The sequence below is a fragment of the Streptomyces sp. NBC_00019 genome, assembly GCF_045041015.1.
Taxonomy (GTDB): domain Bacteria; phylum Actinomycetota; class Actinomycetes; order Streptomycetales; family Streptomycetaceae; genus Streptomyces.
This window is the reverse complement of the sequence record NZ_CP108302.1, coordinates 10,725,444-10,740,721: the sequence shown is the minus strand read 5'-3', so window position 1 is coordinate 10,740,721 and position 15,278 is coordinate 10,725,444. Positions and strand designations below refer to the sequence as shown.

Here is a 15,278-nt window from a genome sequence, read left to right as displayed (position 1 = left end):
GCATCCACCCTTCGTGAGTTCCCGGCCTGCGGGGTCAGTGCTTCTCCCCCGCCGCGAGTTCGTCGGCGATCCGCCGCGCCCACTGCTCGATCCGGTCGAAGTCCCGGAAGTCACCCCCCTTTCCGTTGCGCAGGATCATCCGGGCGACCCAGCCTTTCGCGCCCTCCTCCAGGCAGCCGCCGAAGGTGACGTGTCCCCGGGCGTCGAGCCGGGTGATGGCCTTCTGCACACCGGGCACCGGCGGGATGTCCCGTTCCGAGGCCGAGGCGTCGAGCGGGCCGCTGCTGAACAGCCACAGCGGGAGCCCGGCGAGTTCGCCGCCGTGCCGCCGCACGAAGCGGCGGGCGTCCTTGTGCCAGCGTCCGGCGTACAGTCCGCCGCCGACCACCACGGCGTCGTACGTCGTCACGCGGGCAACGGCCCCGGCGGGCAGCGCCTCGGCGGTGAAACCCTCCTTGCGCAGCACCGCGGCCACGGCCTCGGCGATCCGCGCGGTCGATCCGTTCGTCGTCCCATAGGCGACCAAGACCTTGCCGGTCATGGCGATCCGCCTCCTCTTCTGTCAGATCCTGCGCAGCCAGTCGTCGGCGACACCGTGCAGGGAGTTGTCATCGGGCCTGAGGTGCGAGTCGTCGAGTCGGTGGGTGAGCTTGTCGACGACGGCGACGACACCGTCCATCTGCCGGGTCATGGAGACGGCGATCTCCGTCTCGCTCTTGCGTTCCATCTGACCGGAGAGGGTCACCACGCCCTCCGTCACGGCAACGTCGATGCCGCGCGGCGGCAGCCACAGGGCACGGACCAGCACCTCGTCGATCACCTCGGCACGGATCTCCGCGTCGGGCCGCAGGAACACCTGGAGCAGGTCACGACGGGTCACGATGCCGACCAGCCGCTGCTCCTCGTCCAGGACGGGCAGCCGTTCGATGTGGTGCCGGGCCATGGTGCGGGCGGCCTCGACGATGGTGTCGTCGGCGGGCACCGTGATCGGCGGCTGGGACATCAGCTGTCCTGCCGTGCGGGCCCTGGCCTTGGCGGCGCGCCGCCGGCCCGCACGGGTCAGCGTGGCGAGGCGGAAGCGCTTCTTCGGCTCGTACGGGTCCGGCGCCTCGGCCTGCCGGAGCAGCAGGTCGGTCTCGGAGATGACACCGATCACCTTCTCGTCCTCGTCGACCACGGGCAGCCCGCTGATGCGGTGATCGCCCAGCAGCCGGGCCACCTCCTTGAACGTGGTGCCGTAGGTGGCACGGACGACCTCCGTGGTCATCACGGAGCCGACCTTGTTGTGCTTCATGGTTGTCCCTCCTCAGCGGAGACGGCGCAGATACGGATCCTGGGGCCTGCAGGGCAGCAGGCGTACGCGCGCATCGAGCACGGTGACTCCGCCCGGTGTCGCGAGAACGGGGTTGAAGTCGGCCTCGGCCAGCTGTGGCAGGTCGCTCGCCATGCGGGAGAGCCGCAGCAGGAGCTGTTCGAGCCCTTCCAGGTCGACGGGCGCGGCGCCGTGTGCCCCGAACAGGAGCGGGGCACAGCGCGGGGCCGTGATCAGGTCGTGCACATCGTGGTCGGTGAGCGGCGCGAGGCGGGCGGCGTGGTCGGCGAGGACCTCGGTGGCGGTGCCGCCGAGTCCGAAAAGGACGAGCGGCCCGAAGACCTGGTCCTGGACGACGCCGGCGAACAGCTCGGTGCCGCGGGCGGCGAGCGGCTGGATCACCACGCCCTCCAGCAGACCGGCGAACCGGGTCTCCAGGTCCCGGAAGGCGGCCCGCACTTGGGCCTCGCCCCGCAGATCGAGGTGGACGGCGTGCTCGGCGCTCTTGTGCAGCAGGCCCGTCCAGTGGGCCTTCATGACCACCCGTCCGTCGGCGCCACGCAGTCGCTCGGCGGCCAGCACGGCACGGTCCTCGGTGTCGGCCCAGGCCCACGCGACCTGTGGGATGCCGTAGCAGTCGAGGAGTTCGGCGCACTCGCGCGGGGTGAGCCAGCCGCCGTCCGGGTGTGTGTCGAGGTACGCCTCGACGACGGCGTGGGCTCGGTCCGCCTCGACGCCGTCGAGGTCCGGTACCGTCCCTGCGGGTCGGGCGAGCCAGGCCGCACGGTGGGCCGCGTGGGCCAACGCCCGTGCGGCTGCCTGAGGTTCGGCGTACGACGGGACGGTGCCGCCCTCCGCTGCGGGCAACAGCTCGACGGGCAGGCCCTGTTCGAGCCGTACCGCGGCGATCGGCTTGACGCGCCGACCGGGAGCGCGGGTGAGGGCGCGGATCAGGTCGTCACCGGTGGCCGCGGCGACCGCGGTGGGGACGAGGGCCACGAGGACGGCGTCGACACCGCCGTACCGCATGATCCGGTCCACACAGTCGGTGAGCTGCTCCTCGGTGACGGCGGCTGTGGCGTCGACGGGGTTGCCGGCGGCAGCGCCGTCCGGGAGGACGGCGAGGAGGTCGTCGATCAGCTCCGGTGTGGGTGCCGGGAGTTGGAGTCCGGCCTCGGCGCAGGCGTCGGCGGCGAGGACTCCGGCTCCGCCGGCGTTGGTGACGATCGCGACGCGGGGTCCGGCGGGCAGGGGTTGGGAGTGCATCAGAGCGGCGGTCTCCAGAAGTTCACCGATGGACCGGGCGGCGGTGATGCCCGCCTGGGTGAACAGCGCGCCGCGCGTCATGGTGCGGGTGGCGGCGGCCGCGGTGTGCGAGGCGGCGGCACGCCGGCCGGCTTCGGTGCGCCCGGCGTCGACGGTGAGCACCGGTATCCGGCGGGTCACCCGGCGTGCGGTGCGGGAGAAGGCGCGCGGGCTGCCGAAGGACTCCAGGTGCAGCAGGGCGAGGTCGGTACGGCCGTCGCTCTCCCACCACTGGAGCATGTCGTTGCCGCTCACGTCGTACTTGTCGCCGAGCGAGGCGAAGGAGGAGACGCCGATGCCGAGCCGGAACAGTCCGTCGAGCAGGGCGATGCCGACCCCGCCGGACTGCACGGCGACACCTGCGGTGCCGGGGCTGGGGTGGGCGGCGGCGAAGGTGGCGTCGAGGCCGCACTGCGGGTCGGTGTTGGAGATTCCGAGGCAGTTGGGGCCGACGAGGCGCATGCCGTGGGCGCGGCAGGCGGCGAGCAGGGCCCGCGCCTGATCGGCGTCGAGTCCCGCGGTGACGACGAGGAGGGCGCGGACGCCCGCCTTGCCGCACTCCTCGGCGGTGCCGGGGATCGCGGCGGCCGGTACGGCGAGGACGGCAAGGTCGGGGGTGACCGGCAGGGCGCTGACCGACGGGTGGCAGGGCACGCCGAGAATCGCGTGCGCGGCGGGGTTCACGGCGAACAGGCGTCCGGTGTAGCCGCCCGCGTGCAGCTGGTGCAGGATCGCCCGGCCCACCGAGCCGGGCTTGCGTCCGGCGCCGACGACGGCGACCGACTTCGGCCGCAGCAGCGGCTCCATGCTGGCGACGTCGGCGGCACGGCCGCGTTCCTCGACGGCCGTCAGGTAGGTGTCGCTCGTGTCGAGGGCGATGGTGCAGCGCACCTCCGGCCCCTCGAAGGTGCGGGCCGTGCGCAGGCCGAGGTCGGCGAAGAGCCGCAGCACCTCGTGGTTCTCACTGAGGGCATCGGCGACGAACGCGGTGACGCCCTCGGCGCGGGCGGCGGACACAAGGTGCTCGACGAGGAGGGTGCCGACGCCCCGGTGGTGCAGTCCGTCGGCGACGGCGATGGAGATCTCGGCGGTGTCCCCGGCGCCCTCGGTGTCGTATTCGGCGAGGCCGATCAGGCGGCCCTCCGTCTCGGCCAGCAGGGCCAGGTAACCGGGGTGCCGCGGGGCGCAGGCCCGGTCGGCGGCCAGGGCGGCCGAGCGGCGGCTCGCGGCGAAGAACCGCAGCCGCAGGTTCTCGGGGGACATCTCCTCGTACAGCCCCTGCACCTGGTCGTGGTCCGCCCGCCGCACCGGACGGATGCACACGGTGGTGCCGTCCGCGAGCAGGGCGTGGACCGTGGGCCGGCTGAGCGTGTCGTCCGTCATCGCGGTTCTCCTCCAGGTTGTCTCTGCACTTAGAGCGTCCAACGGAACGCGCCGCGGCCCCATGGGCTGTCCGGGTGGGATGGGTGGGCCGGTCGGCCCTGCCGGGCGGTACCGGTGGCGGGCTCGCCGGGCGATCCATCGGCCCTTGTGCCGATCGCGCGGCGAGCCCGCGGCTCACGTCTGATGCGGAACGACGGCCACCGGGCAGTTCGCGTGGTGCAGTGCCGCGTGTGTGACGCGACCCAGCTGGAGTCCGAGGTGTCCGTTGCGGCGCTTGGCACCGACGACCAGGAGGTCGGCGCCCTGCGCGGCCTCGACCAGCACCCGGCGGGGGTGGCCCTCGACGGTGCGGCGCTCGACCTTCACGTCCGGCGGGGCATCGTGCAGGGCCTGCGTCAGCGCCTCCTCGGCCTGCTCCCGGTGGAGCCGGGCGGGGGCGTCGGCCAGCAGCGGGTGGTCGGTGGTCTCGTGCGCGGGGCATCGCCACGCCCGTACGGCCTCCAGTACGGCACCCCGTCGTCGTGCCTCCTCGAAGGCGAAGCGCACCACCGCCGAGCCCTTCGCGTCCTCTCCGACGCCCACGACGACCCGTCCGCCGCCCGGGGGCGTCGCCCGCTTGTCGTGGTTGCCGCGAAGCACGATCACCGGACAGTCGGCGTGAGCAGCCACGGAAAGGCTGACCGAGCCCAGCAGCATCTCGGCGAGACCGCTGCGGCCCCGGGAGCCCACCACCAGCGCGGACGCCTGTCGGGCCTCGCGCACCAGGGTGTACTCGGGCTCCTCGAACACCACGTCGGCGGACACCTTCAGGCCGGGCTGCCGGGCTCGCGCCCGGTCCACGGCGGCGCCGACCAGATCCTGGGGCAGTGCGCGCGCATCGGGCGTGCCGATTTCGTGCGCGAGGGCGGCGTCCTCGTAGCGCTCCCACAGGCAGGCGTACACCAGCCTCAGCGGCACCCCGCGCACCACGGCCTCGTCGGCCGCCCAGTCCACGGCGCGCAGGCTCGGCTCGGAACCGTCGACGCCGACGACCAACGGCCGTTCCTCCATCGTCCTCATGGTCTTCTCCCCTCCGGATGACAGGTCTTGGGTGACGCGTCAGTCGTGTGCGACGACGGCGACCGGTGCCGCGGCGTGGTGCAGGACGGCGTGCGCCACCGGTCCGATGTGGGCGCCGAACGGGTTGCGGCGGATCTTGCGGCCCACGACGACCAGCGAGGCCCCGCCCGCGACGTCGACCAGGTAGTGGGCCGCACTGCCGGACCGGGACTCCTCGGTGACCTGGACGTCCGGATACTTCTGGCGCCAGGGCCGCAGGATCTCGGCGAGGGTCGCGGACTGCGCCCGGGCGATCTCGTCGTGCAGTTGCGGGTCGGCCGGGAGGGCGTAGGCGTAGTAGGGCGGCAGGTTCCAGCCGTGGACGACCCGCAGGACGGCGGAGCGCCGGACGGCCGCCTCGAACGCGAACTCGATCACCGAGTCGTCGGGGGCGGCGGGGTCCAGGCCCAGCACGACAGGGCGGTAGGGGGCGGCGGCCGACGGGATGCCCGCCGGGTCCAACTCGTGCTCGTCCGCGGCCTGCTCTCCGGCGCGGACCAGGACCACGGGGGTCTCGGTGTGCGCGACGACAGCCAGCCCGACGGAGCCGACGAAGAATCCACCGATCCCGCTCAGTCCGCGGGAGCCGAGGACCAGCAGGTCGGCGTCCTTCGCCGCGTCCACCAGGACGTCGGCGGGCCGGCCGCTCAACTGCACCCTGACCACCTCGACTCCGGGGTGGCGCAGGGCGATCCCTTCGGCTGCCTCCCGGGGAATCCGCTCGCTCCAGTGCTGCTGTGTCTCGGCGCCGAGGAGCGGGGCCTGGGCCATGGGCTCCGGCACGGGCTCCCACACGTGGACGACCTGCAGGGGCAGGCCGCGCAGATGCGCCTCCCGGGCCGCCCACTCCGCGGCGGCACGGCCCTCGGGAGAGCCGTCGAGGCCCACGGTGACGTTGCGGGACATGCTGTCCACCTCCTGAATCGGGATCCGGTTCCCACAGTGGTGGCGACGAGAGCCGGTGCCACAGAGGCCGCAGGTCCCCGGGCGGGACCGACCGGCCCAACCGCCGCACGATGCGAGAGGGCCGGATGGACCGGGAGCTGATCTTGCCCACGCCGCCGACGGCCGTGGCCGCGTCGCGCAGGTTGTGCCGCGAGGGGGTGACGCGCCTCAGGCGGCGGGGAGATCGGGCCGTACGAGGGTCCCGGAGCGGCCGTGGACGATCTCGTACGCGGCGTCGAGCGCCCCGATCGCGGCGAGCCCGCCGGTGTTCTCGACGAACCGGGCGGCGGCCTCGGCCTTGGGGCCCATCGAGTCCTCGGGCAGCCGGGCGGCGCGGAGATCGGTGGGCGTGACGTCGAGGACCGCCTGCCGATCGGGCGTGCCGTAGCCGGCGTAGAGGTTCGGGACATCGGTGAGAAGGAGCAGGAAGTCCGCTTTGAGGTCCTCGGCGAGGCGGGCGGCGGCAAGGTCCTTGTCGACCACCGCCTCCACGCCGCTCAGGGCGCCGGTCGCCCGGTCGGACACGACGGGGACTCCCCCACCGCCGGCGCAGACCACCACGGTCCCCCTCTCGATCAGCGTGCGGACGGTGTCGGACTCCACGATCCGCTCCGGTCCGGGCGCGGGGACCCTGCGTCGCAGACCGCCCTGGTCCTCAGCCATGTCCCACCCGTACTTCGCCGCCAGGAACTGGGCCGCCTCGCGCGGGTAGACCGGTCCGGCGGGTGCGGTGGGCCGCGCGAAGGCCGGATCATCGGCCCGTACCTGGGTGTGGGTGAGCAGCGCGACAACCGTGCGCCCGGGCAGCACGTCCCGCAGGGTCCGCACCAGGAGGGTGCCGATCAGTCCCTGCGTCTGGGCGCCCAGCAGGTCCAGCGGGTAAGGGGCGCTCAGCGACGGGTCGGCCAGGCTCTGCGTGAAAAGCAGGCCGAGCTGGTCGTCGTTGCCGTGCGTGACGACGAGGTCGTGCTCATGGGCGAGGGCGGCGACGGCGTCGGCGACCCGGACGATGTTCGTCCGCTGGATGTCCGCGTCGGGGTGCTCGCCGTGGCGCAGCAGGGCGTTGCCTCCCAGGGAGACGACGATGCGCATGGTTTCGCCCCTTCCGCCGAGCCGGTCTCCTGCCATGGAATGGCCCGCCGGTGGGGAACGCAGGACGCTGAAGGGCTCGGCCGAGCCGCCGATCGGCCCCGCCTCGGGGCCGGGTGGCCCATGGCCCGTGCGATGCCGTGTCGCCACGCTGGAGGTGGTAGCTCCGTACGCCGCACTGGAGGCACGCCATGAACGCTCCCGCAACGACGAGCATGCAGCAGGCGCTCCCCGCCGCACACCGGGAACGGCTCATGCGGATCGCCCGCGAAGTGTCGTTCCCGCAGGGTGCCCGGCTCTTCGAGGAGGGCGCACGCGCCGACCGCTTCTGGATCATCCGTACCGGGACGGTCGACCTCGACATGCGCGTGCCCGGCCGCCGGGCCGCCGTCATCGAGACCCTCCGGCACAACGAACTCCTCGGCTGGTCCTGGCTGTTCACCCCGCACGTCTGGCACCTGGGTGCCGAGGCGTCCTCGCCGGTGCGGGCCTACGAGTTCGACGCCACGGTCGTCCGCGCGATGTGCCAGGAAGACCCCGAGTTCGGCCGGAACATCGCCACATGGGTGGGCAAGGTCGTCGCCCACCGGCTGCAGACGGCCCGTGTCCGCCTGCTGGATCTGTACGCCCCCTACGGCAGTGGAGTCCGGGGCTGACCGCCCCGCATCGTGCCGACCGAATCGACCCAGGAGTTCCCAGTGTCCGGTTCCCCGCACATCGTGAGTGACGTGATGACCCGCGACGTGGCCACCGTCGGCCGTGACGCGGCCTTCAAGGACATCGTGCGAATCATGCAGGACCGTAAGGTCAGCGCCCTGCCCGTGATGGACGGGGGCCGCCGGGTCCTCGGCATCGTCTCCGAGGCCGATCTGCTGCCCAAGGAGGAGTTCCGCGACAGCGACCCGGACCGGTACACGCAGCTGCGCCGCCTGTCCGACCTGGCGAAGGCCGGTTCGGTGACCGCAGGCGAGCTGATGACCTCCCCGGCACTCACCGTCCGGCCCGGCGAGACCCTCGCCCAGGCCGCCCGGACCATGGCGCGGGCCAGGGTCAAGCGCCTCCCCGTCGTCGACGAGTCGGGCCGGCTGGAGGGTGTCGTCAGTCGCGCGGACCTGCTCAAGGTGTTCCTGCGGGACGACGAGGACATCGCCGAGGAGGTTCGGCGCGAGGTCGTCGCCTATCTCTTCCCGGCCCCGGAGTCAGCGGTCCGGGTCGAGGTGCGGGAGGGAGTCGTCAAGCTGGGCGGCCGGGTCCGCGACACGTCCCTGGTACCGGTGGCGGCGCGGCTGGCCCGGGCTGTCGAGGGGGTCGTGGACATCGAGTTCGACCTGGACGGGCCAGAGCATCCCACGGCTTGAGCCAAGGACAGGGTCGCCCCGCGATCCGGCAACCCTCGCCCCCGTTCTCCCCGCCAGGGCCGTACGGCCCCGGGCGCGCCCCATCAGGCCCTCGTGCCGACCGCCCGGTGAGGCGAACCCTGGAAGCAGAGGGGGAGCAGGTGCGCGGCAGTGCCGTCGTGGGTTGCCGCCCCGACTACGGAGGTGTGTCATGACCGGGCCTGTAGTCGTCGGGCTCGACGGTTCGCCCGCGAGCGTGACGGCGGCGTGGTGGGCCGCCCGAGAAGCGGCGGACCGGCGCCTGCCAGTGCTGCTGCTGCATTCGTGGACCACCCAGCCGCTGGACCTGCCCATCCCGCAGGAGGCGCACACCAAACGGCGCTACGGCCGCGACGTTCTGCGGGGAACCGCGACCGAACTGCTCGATCGCCACCCGGGCCTGGCGCTCACCACGGAACTGGTCTCGGAACCGGCCGCGCAGGCCCTTCTGGAGCGCGCCGGGGACGCGTCCATGCTGGTCCTCGGTTCGCGTGGCCAGGGCTCGGTGGCGAGCTTCCTGCTCGGCACGATCAGCCTGCACGTCCTGGGCCTGGCCCCGTGTCCGGCCGTCGCCGTCCGCGCGGGTGATCCCGCCGTCGCAACGGGCGAGGAGCACCCTGCCGCAGTGGACCACCACGAGGTCGTGGTCGGCCTGGAGTCAACAGGACCAGCCGCCGAACCGCTGCTGGAGTTCGCCTTCGGCGCGGCCGAGCCCCGTGGCGCCCGGGTGCGCGTCGTCCGGGCTCTGCCCCTGTCCGCGCTGTTCACCGAGGCCGACGAGGACTTCGGGACCGCGGAGCGGGCACGGCTGACCGGCGCTCTGCTGCCGTGGCGCGAGAAGTTCCCCGACACCCCCGTGGTGGAGTACGTCACCACTGGCCCCGCCGCACAGGTGCTGCTGTCCGCGTCCGCGCACAGCAGCCTCACCGTCGTGGGCCGCCGACGCCACCCGTCCCACCTCACGTGGAAGCTCGGCCCGGTCGCCCACGCGGTGTTGCACCACCTGGCGTGCCCCGTCGCCGTCGTCCCGCACGACTGAGCAGCCCGCAGCGTCCAGGTGAGGGCCGTCATGTACCGAAGTCTTCCGTCAAGTCCACCACGGCGGGTTCGCACGGCGCTTTCCGCCGTGCCGATGCCCGAGTCGGCACTCCTGACCGTCACGGCTGTCGCCCTGGCGGCCGGGGGTGTCTCCCGGCTGGCCGGCGCCACCGGTCTCGCCGACCTGTGCTGGGCACTGGGCACCGTCGCGGCCGTCGTGCCCGCTGTGGGCTGGGTGCTGGCCGCCCTGCGGCGCGGGCAGGCGGGCGTCGACCTGATCGCGGTGCTGGCGCTCGGCGGCACCCTGGCCGTGCGCGAGTATCTGGCCGGGGCCCTGATCGCCCTGATGCTCGCCACCGGCCGCACCCTCGAGGCGGCCGCGCGGCGGCGGGCCTCGCGGGACCTGCGCGCGCTGCTGGAACACGCTCCGCGCACCGCCCGACGCCGCACCGGCGCCGAAGTGACCACCGTGCCGCTCGGTGAGGTCCAGGTCAGCGACCTGCTCGTCGTAGGACCCGGCGAGGTCGTCCCCGTCGACGGCACGGTGTCCGGTGCCCCGGCCGTACTGGACGAGTCGGTCCTCACCGGGGAGCCCTTGAGCGTGCGGCACACGCCCGGTGAGGGCGTGCGCAGCGGTGCGGTCAACGCGGGCAACGCCTTCGAGCTGCGTGCTTCGGCCACCGAGCAGGACAGCACGTACGCCGGCATCGTACGGCTGGCCCAGCAGGCCGGGGCGGAGTCTGCGCCGCTGGTGCGGTTGGCCGACCGCTACGCCGCCTGGTTCCTGCCGCTCGCCGTGGCCGTCGCCGGGCTGGCCTGGCTGGTGACCGGCTCCGCCGTGCGCGCGGTGGCGGTCCTGGTGGTCGCCACTCCGTGTCCGCTGCTGCTGGCGGCTCCGGTGGCCGTGGTCTCAGGGCTGTCGCGGGCCTCCCGGCTGGGCGTGGTGATCCGCGACGGCGCCGCCCTGGAGAACCTCGGGCGGGCCCACACCCTGCTGCTGGACAAGACGGGCACCCTCACCCGCGGTCACCCGCGCGTCGTCGACGTCATCGCCGCGCCGGACAGGACCCCGGCGGAGGTACTGCGGCTCGCCGCCTCGCTGGACCAGTACTCGCCGCACGTGCTCGCGCAGGCCGTCGTCGACGCGGCCCGGGAGCGCCGGGCCCGCCTGTCCGTGGCCGCGGAGGTGTCCGAGGAACCCGGCCGGGGCGTCACCGGGACCCTCGACGGACGCCGGATCACCGTCGGACGGCTCGACGACGACGCGCAGCGGCCGCCCTGGGCGCGCTCGGTGGACAACCGGGCTCTGCTGGACGGGGCGGCGGTCGCCTGGGTCACCGTCGACGAGGTCCTGGCCGGCGCCGTGCTGCTGCGGGATCCGCTGCGACCGGACGCTCCGCGTGCCCTGCGCCGCCTGCGCGCGGCGGGCATCCGCCGACTGGTGATGCTCACCGGCGACCGCGCCGAACCCGCCCGCGAGGTCGGCGCCGTCCTCGGTCTGGACGAGGTGCGCGCCGGGCTCTCCCCCGCCGACAAGGTGGCCGCGGTGCGCGCCGAACGCGAGCACGCGGTCACCGTCATGGTGGGCGACGGGGTGAACGACGCCCCCGCTCTCGCCGCCGCGGACATCGGCGTGGCGATGGGCGCACGCGGCTCGACCGCGTCCTCCGAGGCGGCCGACATCGTACTGACCACCGACCGGGTGGACCGCCTGGCGGACGCGGTCACCATCGCCGTACGGTCGCGGCGTATCGCCGTGCAGAGCGCACTCGGCGGCATGCTGATGTCGCTCGCCGCGATGGCGGCGGCCGCCGCGGGTCTGCTCCCGCCGGCCGCCGGCGCCCTGCTCCAGGAAGGCATCGACGTCGCGGTCATCCTCAACGCGCTGCGCGCCCTGCGCGACGACCCGGCGGCCCGTCCGGTACTGCGGCCCGACACCCAGGCCCTCATTCACCGCTTCGCGGCCGAGCACGACGATCTGCAGGACGTCCTGCGGTCCGTGCGCGCCGCCGCCGACCGCCTGTGCGACAGCACCGGCCCCGAGGCCCTGGCGGCCGTGCGCGGGGTACACCTGCTGCTCACGGAACGGCTGCTGCCGCATGAGCACGCCGAGGAACACCAGCTGTATCCCGCCCTCGCCACCGCGCTCGGCGGCCCCGAGGCGACCGCCACCATGAGCCGCGCCCACGCCGAGATCGACAGGCTCGCCCACCGGATCGCCGTCCATCTCGCGCTCGCCGAGGCCGACGGCGGCCCGGCCCCGGAACAGCTCGACGATCTGCGTGCCTGTCTCTACGGACTGCACACCGTGCTGCGACTTCACTTCGTCCAGGAAGAGGAGAACTACTTCTCCCTCGCCCCCTGAGCGCGCCCCTGCCGAGCCGTACCCATCGGAGGAGACGACAATGAACGATCCCCCGGGACACGCGAACACCGCATCGCCCGTGCTCGCCTGCGCGCGTCTGGTCCGGCGGTTCGGAGACCGCACCGCCGTCGACGACGTGAGCCTGACCATCGCTCCCGGCGAGACGTACGGCCTGCTCGGACCGAACGGCGCGGGGAAGACCACCACGATCCGGCTGGTGTGCGGACTTCTGCGGCCCGACGCCGGGACCGTGTTCGTGGCGGGCCGCCGAGTGTCCACGGCCGCCGGGGCCGCCAAGCGGCTCATCGGCTTCGTCCCGCAGGACGTGGCCCTCTATCCGGACCTCAGTGTCCGCGAGAACCTCCGCTTCTTCGGACGCCTGTACCGGCTGCCGCGCCGCCGTCTGGAGCGCCGGGTCGACGAGGTCCTTGAGCTCATCGACCTCACCGGCCGGGCCGGCGACCGGGTCGACTCCCTCTCGGGCGGGATGCGCCGGCGCCTCAACATCGGGGCCGGGCTGGTGCACGCGCCGACACTGCTGGTGCTGGACGAGCCGACGGTGGGCGTCGATCCGCAGAGCCGGCACGCGATCCTGGAGAGCGTCACCCGGTTCGGCGAGGAGGGCATGGCCGTCCTCTACACCACGCACTACATGGAGGAGGCCGAACGGCTCTGCGACCGGGTCGGCATCATCGACCGGGGCCGCCTCGTCGCCGAGGGCAGCCCGCGCGAGCTGGTGGCGCTGGTCGCGGAGCGGGACCGGGTGCGGCTGACCGCCGTCGGTGATCTGGCGGCGTACGCGCAGGCGTGCCGCAGAGTCACCCGGGTCGAGGGCGCCGCGCGCACCGGGGACCACGGCGACATGGTCGAAGTGGTCGTCAAGGACGCGCGCAGCCTGTTGCCGCAGCTGCTCGACCTCGCGCACGAACTGGACGTCGACATCCGCAGCGTGGAGATCGACGAACCCGACCTGGAGGCGGTCTTCCTCCATCTGACCGGCACCGCGCTGAGGGAGTGAGCGGTCGTGCGTGTCCTCCTCGCCATCGCCGCGAAGGATCTGCGGCAGCGTCTGCGCGACCGCTCGGCCTGGGTGATCGTGTTCCTGGCACCGGTGCTGATCTCCGGGCTGATGGCCATGGCGTTCAGCGACAACTCCGAGTTCCGCGCCGAGATCGGCGTCGTAGACCTGGACCGCGGCGCGGCGGCCGACGGGCTGACCGAGGTGCTGAAGAGCCCCGAACTCTCCGCCACCGTACGGGTTCACTCCTACGGCGACGAGGCCGCGGCACGCCGGGCCGTGGACGCCGGACGGGCGCACGCGGCGATCGTCGTCCCCGAGGGGTTCACCGAGGCGCTGAGCGGCGGGCCCGCACAGCCGGTCACCGTCCTGGACAGCGTGGACTTCGGACTGCAGGCGCAGCTGGCGCGGGCGGTCACCGAGTCGTACGTCGCGCAGGTCAACGCCGACCGGCTGTCCGTGGCCACGGCCGTCGCGGCGGGCGTTCCGCACCAGGACGTCCCCGAACTCGCCGCGAAGGCGGCCCTGTTGAGACTTCCCGAGCAGGTGCGGGCCCAGGGGCTCGCGGACGACCCGCTGAAGGTCATCAGCTACTTCGGGCCCAGCATGGGCATGTTCTTCGTGCTCTTCTGCGTCGGCTTCGGCGCGCGCGGCTACTTCATCGAACAGCAGCAGGGCACCCTCGACCGCATCGCGGCGGCCCCGGTCGGGCGGGGCGCGCTGCTGCTGGGGAAGTCGCTGTCCACGTTCGTCTACAGCCTGGCCGGGCTGGTGACGGTCGCGCTCGTGTCGTGGCTGGCGTTCGGGGCGCGCTGGGCGGATCCGGTGGGGGTCGCCGCCCTCAGCGTGGGCATGGCGGTCGCCGTGGTGTGCCTGACGGCGTTCGTCATCGCGATCGCCCGTACCGAACGGCAGGCCGAGGGGCTGGCGTCGATCGTGGTGTTCGCGCTCGTCCTGCTGGGCGGCAACTTCGTGTTCGCCTCCGGCACGTCCCTGATGCGCCGGCTCACGCTCTTCACCCCCAACGGGTGGGCCCTGCGCGGATTCACCGACCTGGGTACCGGGGTGCGCGGCTGGGCCGCGGTCGGTGCCCCGCTGCTGGGCATCGCCGCGTTCTCGGCGGCCGTGGCGGCGGTGACGGCTCTGCTCCTTCGGCTGAGGAGGCCGGCATGACCGCACTCGCAGTGACCCGGGCGACCGTCGCGCGGGCATTCCGGGACCGTACGGCGCTGTTCTTCATGGTGCTGCTGCCGGTCGCCATCATCGTCGTCATCGGGGTCACGGTCAGCGGCTTCGACCAGTTCCGCGTCGGCCTCGTCCCGGCCTCCAGGTCGGGCCCGGTGGCCGAGGAACTGGTCACCGGCATCGAGGAGGCGCCGGGGCTGCGGACTCGCACCTACGGGACCGTGACGGACGCGCGCACGGCGTTGCGCCGGGCCGAGCTGGACGCCGTGGTCGTGGTGCCCGACGGACTCGACGCGGGCGTGCGGGACGGGCGTGCGGTCACGGTGGCGGTGCTGGTGGAGCCGTCGGGCAGCGCCGGGCACGCCGCCGTGTCGTCGGTGTCGGCCGTCGTCGCCGAGCACGCGGCGCGGCTGCAGGCGGCGCGCTTCGCCGCCGAGGAGACCGCCGGTGACTTCGACGAGACCCTCGCGCTGGCCCGCGGCACCGAACGGGCGGCCTCCCCGATCGCGGTGCGCACGCAGACCGTGAACGGGCAGAGCGACTATCTGCCGCTCGGCTACAGCTACAGCACGCCGACCATGCTGGTGCTGTTCGTGTTCATCAACGCCCTCGCGGGTGGCGCGGCCATCGTGCAGACCCGCCGGACCGGGGTGTACGCCCGCGCCCTCGCGGCGCCGGTCTCCGCCCGCACCCTGGTGCTCGGCGAGACGGTCGCATATCTCCTGCTGGCCCTGCTGCAGTCCCTGCTGATCGTCGCCGTCGGGGCGCTGGCCTTCGACGTCGCCTGGGGCGACCCGCTCGCCGCCGGAGTCCTGGTCGCCGTGTGGGCGCTGGTCGGCACCGGGGCGGGTGTCCTGGCCGGTGCCGTGTTCCGTACGCCGGAGCAGGTGAACGCCGTCGGCCCGGCGCTCGGGATCGGCCTCGGCATGCTGGGCGGCTGCATGTGGCCGCTGGCGCTGGTGCCGGACTGGCTGCGCAGTGCGGGTCACGCGGTACCGCACGCGTGGGCCGTCGACGCGTGGACGACCCTGCTGTCCAGGGACGGGGACCTGACGTCGATCCTGCGCGACCTGGCCGTGCTGGCGGGCTTCGCCACGGTGCTGATCGCCCTGGCGACCGTGCTTCTGCGGCGGCGGCTGACGGCCGCTTCCGGGACGTGAGCCC

General features: G+C 73.5%; 13 protein-coding genes. 7 read left to right on the top strand and 6 right to left on the bottom strand.

What is annotated here, in order from left to right:
- Positions 1-34: 34 nt before the first annotated feature.
- From OHU89_RS49925 to OHU89_RS49900, 6 genes are all read right to left on the bottom strand, one after another.
- Positions 35-541 carry a flavodoxin domain-containing protein gene (locus OHU89_RS49925; protein WP_405653336.1) on the bottom strand — a complete coding sequence of 169 codons (507 nt, stop codon included), beginning with the start codon at positions 539-541 and terminating at the stop codon, positions 35-37.
- A 21-nt stretch (positions 542-562) separates the two neighbouring features.
- A complete protein-coding gene (locus tag OHU89_RS49920; RefSeq protein ID WP_405653334.1) occupies positions 563-1,294 on the bottom strand; it encodes a CBS domain-containing protein in 732 nt (243 codons plus the stop codon).
- A 12-nt stretch (positions 1,295-1,306) separates the two neighbouring features.
- The gene (locus tag OHU89_RS49915; RefSeq protein ID WP_405653332.1) at positions 1,307-4,000 is read right to left on the bottom strand and encodes a GNAT family N-acetyltransferase; all 2,694 of its coding nucleotides are present in this window, start codon (positions 3,998-4,000) and stop codon (positions 1,307-1,309) included.
- Between the two features lie 174 nt (positions 4,001-4,174).
- The gene (locus OHU89_RS49910) at positions 4,175-5,059 is read right to left on the bottom strand and encodes a universal stress protein (RefSeq protein WP_405653330.1); all 885 of its coding nucleotides are present in this window, start codon (positions 5,057-5,059) and stop codon (positions 4,175-4,177) included.
- A gap of 39 nt (positions 5,060-5,098) precedes the next feature.
- Positions 5,099-6,004, bottom strand: a complete 906-nt coding sequence (locus tag OHU89_RS49905) for a universal stress protein (protein WP_405653328.1) — start codon at positions 6,002-6,004, stop codon at positions 5,099-5,101.
- A gap of 207 nt (positions 6,005-6,211) precedes the next feature.
- Positions 6,212-7,135, bottom strand: coding sequence for a carbamate kinase (locus OHU89_RS49900; protein WP_405653326.1), 924 nt, complete (start codon positions 7,133-7,135; stop codon positions 6,212-6,214).
- Between the two features lie 188 nt (positions 7,136-7,323).
- On the opposite strand from OHU89_RS49900, the gene OHU89_RS49895 reads away from it, so the two are divergent.
- From OHU89_RS49895 to OHU89_RS49865, 7 genes are all read left to right on the top strand, one after another.
- On the top strand, positions 7,324-7,788 hold the full coding sequence (locus OHU89_RS49895) for a cyclic nucleotide-binding domain-containing protein (RefSeq protein WP_405653324.1): 465 nt from the start codon (positions 7,324-7,326) through the stop codon (positions 7,786-7,788).
- A 42-nt stretch (positions 7,789-7,830) separates the two neighbouring features.
- Complete coding sequence (locus OHU89_RS49890; protein ID WP_405653322.1) at positions 7,831-8,490, top strand: CBS domain-containing protein; 660 nt, start codon at positions 7,831-7,833, stop codon at positions 8,488-8,490.
- Positions 8,491-8,680: 190 nt separating this feature from the next.
- Entirely contained in the window at positions 8,681-9,547 is an 867-nt protein-coding gene (locus OHU89_RS49885; protein ID WP_405653320.1) for a universal stress protein, read from the top strand.
- A 93-nt stretch (positions 9,548-9,640) separates the two neighbouring features.
- Positions 9,641-11,911, top strand: a complete 2,271-nt coding sequence (locus tag OHU89_RS49880) for a heavy metal translocating P-type ATPase (protein ID WP_405655029.1) — start codon at positions 9,641-9,643, stop codon at positions 11,909-11,911.
- A gap of 40 nt (positions 11,912-11,951) precedes the next feature.
- Positions 11,952-12,929 carry an ABC transporter ATP-binding protein gene (locus OHU89_RS49875; protein WP_405653318.1) on the top strand — a complete coding sequence of 326 codons (978 nt, stop codon included), beginning with the start codon at positions 11,952-11,954 and terminating at the stop codon, positions 12,927-12,929.
- A gap of 6 nt (positions 12,930-12,935) precedes the next feature.
- Positions 12,936-14,102: an ABC transporter permease gene (locus OHU89_RS49870; protein WP_405653316.1), complete on the top strand. Its 1,167-nt coding sequence runs from the start codon at positions 12,936-12,938 to the stop codon at positions 14,100-14,102.
- Positions 14,099-15,274, top strand: coding sequence for an ABC transporter permease (locus OHU89_RS49865; protein ID WP_405653314.1), 1,176 nt, complete (start codon positions 14,099-14,101; stop codon positions 15,272-15,274). The genes OHU89_RS49870 and OHU89_RS49865 overlap by 4 nt, the downstream gene beginning before the upstream one ends.
- Positions 15,275-15,278 lie beyond the last annotated feature (4 nt).

Coding starts and splice junctions, on each gene's coding strand:
- OHU89_RS49925 (WP_405653336.1), bottom strand. CDS start 541: ATGACCGGCAAGGTCTTGGTCGCCTATGGGACGACGAACGGATCGACC.
- OHU89_RS49920 (WP_405653334.1), bottom strand. CDS start 1,294: ATGAAGCACAACAAGGTCGGCTCCGTGATGACCACGGAGGTCGTCCGT.
- OHU89_RS49900 (WP_405653326.1), bottom strand. CDS start 7,135: ATGCGCATCGTCGTCTCCCTGGGAGGCAACGCCCTGCTGCGCCACGGC.
- OHU89_RS49895 (WP_405653324.1), top strand. CDS start 7,324: ATGAACGCTCCCGCAACGACGAGCATGCAGCAGGCGCTCCCCGCCGCA.
- OHU89_RS49875 (WP_405653318.1), top strand. CDS start 11,952: ATGAACGATCCCCCGGGACACGCGAACACCGCATCGCCCGTGCTCGCC.
- OHU89_RS49910 (WP_405653330.1), bottom strand. CDS start 5,059: ATGAGGACGATGGAGGAACGGCCGTTGGTCGTCGGCGTCGACGGTTCC.
- OHU89_RS49865 (WP_405653314.1), top strand. CDS start 14,099: ATGACCGCACTCGCAGTGACCCGGGCGACCGTCGCGCGGGCATTCCGG.
- OHU89_RS49885 (WP_405653320.1), top strand. CDS start 8,681: ATGACCGGGCCTGTAGTCGTCGGGCTCGACGGTTCGCCCGCGAGCGTG.
- OHU89_RS49880 (WP_405655029.1), top strand. CDS start 9,641: ATGCCCGAGTCGGCACTCCTGACCGTCACGGCTGTCGCCCTGGCGGCC.
- OHU89_RS49905 (WP_405653328.1), bottom strand. CDS start 6,004: ATGTCCCGCAACGTCACCGTGGGCCTCGACGGCTCTCCCGAGGGCCGT.
- OHU89_RS49915 (WP_405653332.1), bottom strand. CDS start 4,000: ATGACGGACGACACGCTCAGCCGGCCCACGGTCCACGCCCTGCTCGCG.